Origin of the sequence: Arthrobacter sp. Hiyo1 (assembly GCF_001263615.2) — a bacterium.
Taxonomy (GTDB): domain Bacteria; phylum Actinomycetota; class Actinomycetes; order Actinomycetales; family Micrococcaceae; genus Arthrobacter.
Genome location: NZ_DF952475.1, coordinates 265,486 through 267,276 on the forward strand (window position 1 = coordinate 265,486; position 1,791 = coordinate 267,276).

Sequence of the window (1,791 nt, forward strand, 5' to 3'; positions counted from 1 at the left end):
GATGAAGCCGGTGACAACGCGGCGGCGGATGACGGCGCAGTGGGGCTCACGTCGCTGGCCTGCTTGGTGCCGCCGGAGCAGGAGCCCAGGGCGATGCCCAGCACCAGGACACCGGCCGGGATCAGGAAGCGCTTCTTCTTGAAGAACGGGCGCGGCTGGGTGGTGATGGTTTCGGCGACGGGCGTCTGAGGATGGTGCTGGTTCATATGGGTGATGCCTTTCTTGGGTTGGCGAATGATGTGCGGAGGGCGTGTTACTGCTTTTCCCATTTGCCGCAGCGGGTTGAATTGAAGTCCTGCCCGGCGGAGAGGGTCACCGCAGGGCGGCCGCCGCCCGGGATGTCGTTTTGGATGATCTTGCTGCCGTTGCTTCCGGTGGCGTAGATGCCCCAGTAGCAGGTGGATCCCACCGCTGCCGCCGCACGGTAGGTGCCCGGCTCTATGTCCTTGCCCACCGTCCAGGTTCCGTCACCGATGGTGTTGGCCGCCTTGGTCTTCTCGGCGCCGGTGACTGCGTCTTCGCGCACCTTGACTGCGGCTTCGGCGGTCTTTACGGCTGCGTCGGCCTTCCCGACCTCGGTTTCGCGGGCGGTGACCTTGGCTTCACGGTCTGAAATGCCGTTCTGCAGCGTGTCGTACTTCGATTTCATCGACTCGTAACTGGACTTGGCTGAATCGCGCTCGGACTCCACGGACGCCTTCTCCCCGGCCAGCGCCGCATAGGCTTCGCTGGACTTCGGGTCCGGCAGCGTGGTGCCGACGGCGACCGATCCAGCTAGCAGGGCCAGGACGGCCACGGTAACGAAGATCCGCCGTTTCCGTCCCGGCTTTCCCTTTTCGCTGGCTGGCTGAGCCTCCTCCGGTACGTCATCGGTCGGCGTTCGCGCCGGCTCGTCGGTCTCGGTATTCAACATGATGTCTTCCTCTGTTCAGGGATGGCTGCTGAGCGGCGGCGGGATACCAGTCCCCCAATGCGTGGTTCCCGCCGCCGTCACAGCTCCGGAGGATTCCTTCGTAGCTGCAGAACGAAGCTACGGCGGGCCGCCCCGGCGAAAGCCAAAGATCACTGATAACCCCTGTTATCAACACCCCACATGAAAATCTGCCCGGCACAGTTAGGCTGAGGGTCGACGTCGTAAGGAGGCGCAAATGAACGAAGCAGAAGCCCTGCGCATGACCCTCTCGGACGTTGCCGCCCTCGCTCAGGTCCAGCGCCCCGTCGTTTCCATGTGGCGCAAACGCAGCGCCGGGTCTATCCACCCATTTCCGCAGCCGGCAGCGCTCGACGGCGGGCTGGAACTCTTCGACGCCGACCACATCGCCGCCTGGCTGACCGTCACTGGACGGGGCAATAACCCGGAGGCCGCCAACGACGTCGCCGCCTTCGCCCGGATGCCCGGCACGGCTGCCGGTGGCGCCCAAGGAAACACATTCGACGCTCTCACGGCCCTGCTGACGCTTAAAGCAATGGCCGGCAACTCGTTGGGACAGCTGAGCCCGGACGAACTTCTGGACGTTGCAGATGAGTGCGATCCGGATGACACGTTCCTGTATTCGGAACTGGCAGCCCTGGGCACGTCGCTTGCTTCCACGGCGGCGTTCGCGGACCGGCTGGTGGACAGTGCCTACAACACGGATGCGGCCTTCGAGCAATTGCTTGCCGCGAGGTTCCGGGCGGGGCTGCGGGAGCACTCGGAGACCGCCCTCACCGACTCTGCCGTGGGGTTGGTGGCCGCTGCGGTCGTCGAACTGGCCGCGGCTCTTGGCGGAAACTCCGTGTTTGCTGACTCCA

1 protein-coding gene and 2 pseudogenes are annotated in these 1,791 nt (G+C 64.7%); 1 reads left to right on the plus strand and 2 read right to left on the minus strand.

All coding sequences use genetic code 11. The annotated features are described in order from the left end of the window. Both AHiyo1_RS20225 and AHiyo1_RS20230 read right to left on the minus strand, forming a co-directional pair. Positions 1 to 206: pseudogene (locus tag AHiyo1_RS20225) on the minus strand (DUF4352 domain-containing protein); the annotation flags it as partial. 47 nt (positions 207 to 253) lie between these two features. Then, positions 254 to 913 (minus strand): PspA/IM30 family protein, encoded by a 660-nt coding sequence (locus tag AHiyo1_RS20230; RefSeq protein ID WP_059389771.1) that lies wholly within the window; start codon positions 911 to 913, stop codon positions 254 to 256. A gap of 235 nt (positions 914 to 1,148) precedes the next feature. On the opposite strand from AHiyo1_RS20230, the pseudogene AHiyo1_RS20235 reads away from it, so the two are divergent. Further along, positions 1,149 to 1,791 (plus strand): annotated as a pseudogene (locus tag AHiyo1_RS20235) (hypothetical protein); the annotation flags it as partial.